The sequence below is a fragment of the Haliea sp. genome, from assembly GCF_040222615.1.
Taxonomy (GTDB): Bacteria; Pseudomonadota; Gammaproteobacteria; order Pseudomonadales; family Halieaceae; genus Haliea.
The window spans coordinates 1-7991 of sequence record NZ_JAVKCQ010000109.1 but is presented as its reverse complement, the minus strand read 5'-3'; the positions used below and the strand labels follow the sequence as shown (position 1 = coordinate 7991).

7 protein-coding genes are annotated in these 7991 nt (G+C 59.7%); 2 read left to right on the top strand and 5 right to left on the bottom strand.

What is annotated here, in order from left to right; genetic code table 11:
* The 4 genes from RJQ10_RS09055 to RJQ10_RS09040 all read right to left on the bottom strand — a co-directional run.
* On the bottom strand, positions 1 to 592 hold a 592-nt coding region (locus tag RJQ10_RS09055; RefSeq protein WP_350145775.1), incomplete at its 3' end, for a penicillin acylase family protein.
* 190 nt (positions 593 to 782) lie between these two features.
* Positions 783 to 2348 carry a GMC family oxidoreductase gene (locus RJQ10_RS09050; RefSeq protein ID WP_350145773.1) on the bottom strand — a complete coding sequence of 522 codons (1566 nt, stop codon included), beginning with the start codon at positions 2346 to 2348 and terminating at the stop codon, positions 783 to 785.
* Positions 2342 to 2896, bottom strand: a complete 555-nt coding sequence (locus RJQ10_RS09045) for a gluconate 2-dehydrogenase subunit 3 family protein (protein WP_350145771.1) — start codon at positions 2894 to 2896, stop codon at positions 2342 to 2344. The genes RJQ10_RS09050 and RJQ10_RS09045 overlap by 7 nt, the downstream gene beginning before the upstream one ends.
* 5 nt (positions 2897 to 2901) lie before the next feature.
* The gene (locus RJQ10_RS09040) at positions 2902 to 5325 is read right to left on the bottom strand and encodes a TonB-dependent receptor (RefSeq protein ID WP_350145769.1); all 2424 of its coding nucleotides are present in this window, start codon (positions 5323 to 5325) and stop codon (positions 2902 to 2904) included.
* Between the two features lie 461 nt (positions 5326 to 5786).
* Here RJQ10_RS09040 and RJQ10_RS09035 point away from each other — a divergent pair, with 461 nt between their 5' ends.
* Positions 5787 to 6221 (top strand): MaoC family dehydratase, encoded by a 435-nt coding sequence (locus tag RJQ10_RS09035; RefSeq protein WP_350145767.1) that lies wholly within the window; start codon positions 5787 to 5789, stop codon positions 6219 to 6221.
* A 67-nt stretch (positions 6222 to 6288) separates the two neighbouring features.
* Here RJQ10_RS09035 and RJQ10_RS09030 read toward each other — a convergent pair whose 3' ends face one another.
* Entirely contained in the window at positions 6289 to 6924 is a 636-nt protein-coding gene (locus RJQ10_RS09030; protein WP_350145765.1) for a winged helix DNA-binding protein, read from the bottom strand.
* A gap of 168 nt (positions 6925 to 7092) precedes the next feature.
* Between RJQ10_RS09030 and RJQ10_RS09025 the strand changes: the two genes are divergently transcribed.
* The coding region (locus RJQ10_RS09025) for an LLM class flavin-dependent oxidoreductase (RefSeq protein WP_350145763.1) at positions 7093 to 7991 on the top strand (899 nt) is incomplete at its 3' end.

The following is a 7991-nucleotide window of genomic DNA, read 5'->3' as shown; positions in this document are numbered from 1 at the left end:
TAGCCAGAATCGCGCGGCGGAAAATGCCCTGCTCGGAGCTGCCCCGCAAGGCCTCCCGGCGCAGGAAGAGAAACAGGTCAACGCTGTCAAACGCAGCCACCCATTCCGCATTGCGGCAACCGAGATCGCCCTCGGGCAGCTTGTCGCTGCCGGTCTCTTCAAGGTAGCGGTTCATGCCGCGGGTATACCCTTCAGCGAGGTCGCGGGCGAACTGCGGCAGGGCGGAAACAAATTCCTCGGCGAAGGCTTCCTTGTCGCCGTTGAGGAAGCGAAACAGGAAGTCCGACTCCACGCTGCCCATCTCTTCGCCCATCAGCTCCGCGGAGCGACCGGTGGCAAACACGATCTCCCGCATCGCCACACAGAAATTGTCCTGGGCATAGGCATAGCCGAAGCCGTAGCCAAGGCTGCCCCAGTCATCCGCCTTGATATGGGGGATGCCGTATTCCGTGCGCCGCACCTCCGCAGAGTAGGTGAATGATGGCTCGGGCTCGGGTGGCACGGGCGGGGATACCGGAGGCCGGTCGCTGGAGTCGCTGCAGGCTGCGAGGGCGAGACTCAGGGCCAGGGCGGGCAGATGACGGGGAAGCATGGCGACCCTCTTGTTATCGTGAAATAGCCGGCTGCCCAGAATAACATCGGCACACCCTCCCGCCTACGACCCCCTGACAGGATCGCGAACACGACAGGGGCGAGTGAAAAGGCTGGTTGCCGGCTGAACCTCCTGTTCCCGGGGCGCAGTCGCTAACCGGACTGCAGTGACAGCTTGACGATGTGCCCTGCTAGGGCCAATTGCGGAGCAGTTGCTCGACTGCCCGCAGTGCCAGGGCGTGTATCGTGAAGGTGGGGTTGACTGCACCGGAACCGGGAAAGAGACCAGGTCCCGCGATGTAGAGATTCTCGATATCGTGACTCTGGCCATAGCTGTTGGTCACAGACTTTGCCGGGTTTACGCCCATAACCGTGCCCCCCAAAATATGCATTCCGGCTTGTGGTCCCCGCCACTGTTCCCGGGCGCCGGCTGCGTCCAGCACAGCCTTCCCCTGCTGCAAAGCGTGAGCGACCAGCGCGGCACCGGGCTCGTCAAGGTTATGCACCGCGCGGGCCAGTGGCACGCCGAAGGCATCGCGCTTGTCACTCAGTTCCACCCTGTTTTCAGCCCGCGGTACATCCTCGGCGACAAGAGTCATTACCCCGAGATGATTCACTGCTCGCTGCAAGAACGGCTTGAGCTCCGACCCATGAATATCAGCGCGACTGTTGGCGATCCCCAGCAAGCCGTTTGGCTTGACGGCATTGGCAATGATCCACTGAAAACTGCCATAGGCGTCCTTCACGCCCAGCTTGTTGTCGTAACCATCCTGGTTGATCAGTTGCCCTCCGGTGGGACCAAACCCGGGCTGGGTTTCCTCATCGAACATTCCGTACAGACTGACCGTAGGGTGAGTCATCAGGTAACGACCCACGAGCCCGCTGCTATTCGCCAGTCCACGGGGATGATGGCTATTGGCCGAGGCCAACAGCAGGCGGGCATTCTGGACAGTAAATGCCGCGAGCACCACAACATCCGCGTACTGCCGATGCAGCGCGCCGTCCGCCGTGCGATATTCAACACCCTCGATACGCTTGCCATCCTTGCGCGTGAGGAGGCGGGTTACGGTCGCATCGTTTCGAACCGTCGCACCCGACTTCAACGCGCTGGCAAGAAATACAGTCTGGGCATTGCCAAGAGCACCGATAGGGCAGCCTGCATCACACCAGCCGTCATACAGGCAGGCCGGCCGGCCGCGGTAGGGAACCGAGTTAATCGCCAGCGGTAAAGGTGCAGTGTGCATATCCAGCCGGGCAAACCCCGCGGCAAGCAGCCGCCCCTGGCCAAACACAGGAACCGGCGGCATCGGATAGGCATCGCCGGGTGGTCTCCAGCGCTCCTGTGTCGCATCCCCACTGAGGCCTACAGCGCCCTGTATCCGGTCATAGTAAGGTCTCAATTCAGCATACCGGAAAGGCCAATCCAGACCTCGACCGTACTCGGTGAATGTCTGGAAATCATTCTCATGCAGCCGCGGCCAGACACCATAGTGGTGCATGGTGCTGCCACCGGTTCCCCACCCGGCATTAAAGTTATGTCCGACCCGGTGGTTCCCTTCCTCCTCTACATGCGCCCCGCCCCACTTCTGCCTGCGCGCCCAGAGCTGGGAGCTGAACAGATCATCCGGCGTACGCGCTGGGCCAGCCTCCAGCAGCACAACCTGCTTGCCTGCCGCGCTCGCCTCCGCAGCGAAGACACTCCCCGCGGCACCACTGCCAACCACCAGCAAGTCAACCTTGTCGGCCGCCCTTACCACGGCTGCTCCGGCCTGATATGCGCCATATAGGGCGTGTTCAGCATTGCCATACCCTCCTCGCTGCCATAGGTCACATCAATGCCATCGCTGCGCCAGACAAAATAGAGAAACGACGCCGGCGGCCCTGACCATCCCGGAGTCTCATCCGCTATCAAATCTGCAATCAGATGGTCCAGCTTGAGCGCGGGCAGCGCCGACGGACGTTTGCCGAAACGCGCAATGGAATGCTGTGCAAGCGCCGCCAGGCCTCCCCGATAAAAAGTCAGATGCGGTTGCTCCACGCCCAGGTACTTCAGCATCAGGAGGCTATCGGCGGCGGGCTTCGCCAACTGGTAATCGATGAAGTGCACTGCGCCGGCCTCGGCGGAGCCGGGCACCAGTGCCTCTATAACCGACTCCAGGTCCCCGGCTTCTTCATCCGCCAGCACAGTGAGCGGCAGCTTGCGCAGCCGAGCCTGTGCGGGTGACAACAGCAGCGCGCCGGATATCAGCGGATACGCCAGTAACAACCCCTTGAGGAGGCTGCGCCGCTGCTGCAAGGCCTCCATCAGCGTCAGAACTCGTAGCGCAAGGCGATGGAATACAGGCGAGGCTCGCGGAACGCAATCTCGTTGCAGCCGCACAGGGAAGCCAGGTCAAAACCCTGGGTCCCCGCCCTCTCATCCGTCAGGTTGCGCACCGCCAGTGTTGCCTGCCACTGACTGTCGGTGCTGCTCCAGCTTATCGACGAGTTGTAAATCGTGTAGCTGTCGAACTTGTCGGCATCAAAGTTGCGAAGGTTGTAGAAAAACTCGTCCGAGTAAGAGAAGTCCGCCTGTACTGCAAGGTTGCCGCCGAGCGCGGGCCACTGGTAGCGAATCAGGCCTGCGGCCTGCAGCTCGGGCGCATAGGTTGGCTTGACGTCACGTGGCGGCAGCGGCGACCCCCTGCGCAGGGGAACGTCCTTCACGGTCGCATCAAACCAGGCACCGCTGAGCATGATATCGAGTCCATCCATGGGCGATGTCTGCAACTCGAGCTCCGCACCATAGGTGCTAGCATCATTGTTTTGCACCACCCCGCCAACACCTACAAAGAGGAAAGACTGGTAATCGGTGTAGTCATAGTAAAACGCCGTACCGTTCAAACGGGTCATGCCGCCAGCGAAAGACTTTTTAAAACCGCCCTCGTAGGACACCAGAACCTCTTCATCGTAGGGCAGGCTCTCGTCGCCGCCTGCGCCGAGAAACGCGCCCAGCAACGGTGCGTTGAAACTGCCCGCTTTCACGCCGCGGTTTATCCCGGCGTACAACAACAGGTCATCGGTGTAACGCCAGTCCAATTGCAGCTTGCCCGTCCAGAGAGTGTCGGAACTGTCATCCGTATTGGTGAAGGGTGACCCGGCCCCGAAGGCGTTGGGAATCGGCTCACCCCGATTGACGGAGAAACTGTCAAAGGAGGGAAAGATGGCGATCAACAGGTCGAAGTCCTTTTCTTCCTGGATCAAGCGAGCACCTGCGGTCAGCGTGAGCGTTTCGCTCAGGTCATAATCGACCTGCCCGAAAACACTGTAGGAATTGGTCTCCAGATCAGCCACCACACCGATATCGACAGGGGCGAAGGGCGGACTGCCGGCAATACTGTTCACCGGTGCTTTCAGGCCATTGTCGGACGTCGTATCGATATTCAGGTAAAAGGCACCGGCAACCCAGCGCGAGCGCTCCGTTTCGCCGTTGAATCTGAATTCCTGGGTAAAGCTGGTTGCGTCGACCCCCGCATAGTTCGCCAGCTGATTCGCGGGGGCGGCGTCGACATCAATGAAAAGCAGCTTCTCGTAGTCCTTGAAGTCCGTAATTGACGTGAACTGAACACCGCTTGCCAGTTCATACTGCAAGTTGACGTTGATACCCCAGGTCTCGGTGAAGGCCTGGTCCTCGAAGGCAAAATCTCCGGAGAAGGTAAAATCCTCGCCGTCGGGATCAAGATAGCCGAAAAAATCACCACCGGGGGCCAGGCGGCTGGGCAAGCCAATGCCGGCACCGGGGAGAAAACTGCTGCCGTCAATTGCGTTGCCGCCGCCGTCCTGATCACCCTGGATGGTAAAACGTGTTTCTCCGGCCGGCATATCAATGACGTTGACAAGCTCGCCGTTGTCATCGAGTACCCCGATAGTGGGCTTGCTCTGGTAGGGCCCCGAAGACAGCTCGGATTTGGAATAATTGAGCGAAACCATGGCCTGCGTCCTGTCATCCGGCTGGAACAGCAGCGTGCCGCGCGCGGACTTGTCTTCCTGACCGCCCAAATCGGCCCCGGCACCAGGCCCCGGGGGTCCGAGGAAGGCGCCGTCCGGGTACAGGTTCTTCAGATAGCCGTCCTGGTCCTTGTAGCGAAAGGCCACCCGCCCGGCCACGGTTTCTGTCAGCGCGCTACCCAGAGCCCCCTCAATGACCATCTGATTGGCGTTGGCCGGGGTATCAATCTCACCCACCTGAAAATCAAGGTATCCTTCAGTGCCATCGAAATTTGGCTTGTTGGATATGTAATGAACAAGGCCGCCCGTTGCGTTGCGGCCAAACAGCGTACCCTGGGGACCCTTGAGGATCTCCAGCCGCTCGATATCGTAGACCGCGAAGGTCTGGGCCTGCGCCACTGCCAGGTACCCCTCATCAAGATACGCTGCGTTGGGCGCCTCGATGATATCGTTGAAGTCGTTCTGGGTTACGCCGCGAATCGAGAACTGGGTATTCTGGCCGGCAATATTCCCGCTTATGTGAACCCCGGGAGTAAATCCGGCGATATCAAAACTCTGCTGGACACCCAGTGCGCGCACCTGGTCACCGCTGAAAACCGTGATCGCAATCCCGACATCCTGCAGATTCTGCTCGCGCTTCTGGGCAGTGACAGTGACCTCTTCGAGCAGGTTTTGCGCGACGCCGGTCAGTGGAACAGCCAAAGCGGCGCACAAAGACCCGAACTTGAACCCCATCTTCCTCTTCATACAATATCCCCCTACAGGAATTGAAAAATGAACATGTTTTGTCCAGAAAAACTCAGCCCATGCTGCAGCCAGCAGGCTTGGGCAGGCACGTCGCCGCAGGACCTGGAGCGGCCTTGCCGGGAAACAAACGGAATTCTCGTGCGCAATCAAGAAACGATAACGAGGCGTCGGCACCCTGCACTGCATTCGCCGGCAGCGGGTCACATCCAACGACGTCGAACCCTGCCGTGCTGCAGTGCCGGCCGACCCCGGTCACAGGGATCGCCCCCGGGCATTCGGGAAACAGCCACCGAAGAGAAACTTATTGCTGTTGTAGATCGGGGCATTTCGCATACACTGCCTCTTCGCGATAAAACTTTAAGCTTAAAGTTAACTTGATAGTAGGACTAGTCAGCGGGATTGTAAACACCCCGACTGGAGAAGTTTCAACAGTGTGGATTCTGATCGGTGGGAGACAGTAGATGTGGCGCTTCAAGAGTTTCGCGGCAGGACAATTGATACAGCTGGGCAAATATCAGCTGACAGCAGACGAGATAATAGGGTTTGCCACCCGCTACGACCCTCAACCCATGCATACCAGTCCAGCGGCCGCGGAAGACTCACCAATGGGTGAATTGATAGCCAGCGGCTGGCACACCTGTGCCATCGCCATGCGCCTGATGTGTGACGCCTTCATCACCGATTCCAGCTCGGTCGCGGCTCCCGGGGTCGACCATGTGCGCTGGCTCGCCCCCGTTCGCCCGGGGGACGTATTAACCGGGCAGTGCAGGATCCAGGAAACCCGCCTCAGCCGCAGCAAGCCGGATCGGGGAGTGGTCATTGCGGACGTGCACTTGCATCGCCAGGACGCTGTAGACGTGTTGCACATGAACACTACCGCGCTTTACCTGGTATAGGCCCGGCGGGCATCGGGCTGACGGCCATTGCGCCGCGCAACCCCAGCTGCCCGCTCTGTGTCGCCGTCTAGTCAGGCTGGTCAATACGATGGGTGGCCGCGATTCGCGCCGCCTGCTCATAGATCCCCGACATCAGGTCAAGCGTGCGCGCCGCATCGGTCATTTGCGGCACGAATTCGTGCACAGTGCCGGTGAAATCAAGCAGCAGGCTGCGCCGAAGACCCGCATAGCGTTCGGTAATCTCGTAGCCCTTGTCGGTGACGCGGTAGGTCACACCCTGGCGGTGCGAACTCTGTGCACTCTTCTCGATCAGGCCCGCCTTCAGGAGCTTGCGCAGCGAGTACTGGATGTTGGGAATGTCGTCACGATTCATCAGCCGGGCGATCTCCTTGACCCCCTTGGCTCGCTCCTTCATGCGAATCACGTGCAGCAGTGCGTTGTCGCCACCGCCCACGTCGATACCACTGACCGCGGCAAGGCACTCGGCCTGCCAGCGGGTGAAGGCTTCGTTGCAGCGCATGATGGCGTACTCAAGCTCGCTGACCGCGACTTCATGCGGGGTCTCGGCGAGATGCCAGCGCCGGTCCAGCGTCAGCCCACCATGCTCCGCGTTGCCCACGATGGCGAGATCCGGAGCAGCAGACTCCGGGCCCCTCGACCGCTTCGGCAAACCCGGGGACCCGGGAGTTTTACTTTTTGGCATATAGTCCCTCCTTCAACAATCCAGTGTCAGACCCGCGCGGGCGGCAGGCCGAGAGTTTCTCACAGATCGATGCGTACAGGTTGACATTCCAGTTTTATATTGTTAAATAAGCTTTAATTTAAAACGTAATTTCGATAATAACATCGACAAACCCTCGGAGGGGTCGCCATGAACCAGGTAGAAAACCGGATGTTTCGCAAGAACCACTTCAAGCTTGGCACGTTTTCCGCCAACTGCTCCTCGGGGATGGCCGTCACCAAGGTGCCGGAACGCTGGGTCAATTCCTGGGAAAACAACGCCCGCCTCGTCCACCAATGCGACCAGGCTGGACTCGATTTCATGCTGCCTATCGCTCGCTGGATCGGCTACGGTGGCGAGACCAACTTCCACTACAACGTCCTGGAGACCATGGCCTGGGCTGCAGGGCTTCTCGCCATCACCGAGCGCATCTCGGTGATCGCAACCATGCACACGGCGTTCAATCACCCGGTTGTGGTGGCGAAACAGATTGCCACCATCGACCAGATAGGTGCCGGTCGCGCCGGGCTGAATATCGTCGCCGGCTGGAACCAGCCCGAGTACGATGCCATGGGCCTGCAGTTGGCGGATGACCACGAAACCCGGTACGGATATGCCCAGGAGTGGTTTGATGTCGTCAAAAAACTGTGGACCCACAGTGGAGCTTTCGACTGGAATGGCGAGTATTTCAAGCTGAAGGGCGTACATTCCGATCCCAAACCGATTTCGAATTTACCCCCGATAGTCAACGCGGCTGGCTCCCCCCAGGGGCGTGAGTTTGCGGTGAAAAACGCCGATTTTCTCTTCACGCCCGCAATCGACCTGGCGCGCTCCCGGGATGAGCTTGCCGAGTTGAAGGCGCAGGCAAGCAGTGCGGGCAGGGATGTGGATGTCCTGACCTTTTCCTATGTAGTTTGCCGGCCCAGCGAGAAAGAAGCCCGGGACTACCACAAGTACTACGCGGATACCAATGCCGACTGGGCCGCGGTGGACAACCTGGTACGCCTGCAGTTCGCCCACGCTCATTCGTTCCCCCACGACCTCCTGAG

What these genes read in the sequence shown, in the direction of transcription:
- RJQ10_RS09040 (WP_350145769.1), bottom strand. Translation starts at nt 5,325, where the DNA reads ATGAAGAGGAAGATGGGGTTCAAGTTCGGGTCTTTGTGCGCCGCTTTG.
- RJQ10_RS09035 (WP_350145767.1), top strand. Translation starts at nt 5,787, where the DNA reads ATGTGGCGCTTCAAGAGTTTCGCGGCAGGACAATTGATACAGCTGGGC.
- RJQ10_RS09030 (WP_350145765.1), bottom strand. Translation starts at nt 6,924, where the DNA reads ATGCCAAAAAGTAAAACTCCCGGGTCCCCGGGTTTGCCGAAGCGGTCG.
- RJQ10_RS09045 (WP_350145771.1), bottom strand. Translation starts at nt 2,896, where the DNA reads ATGGAGGCCTTGCAGCAGCGGCGCAGCCTCCTCAAGGGGTTGTTACTG.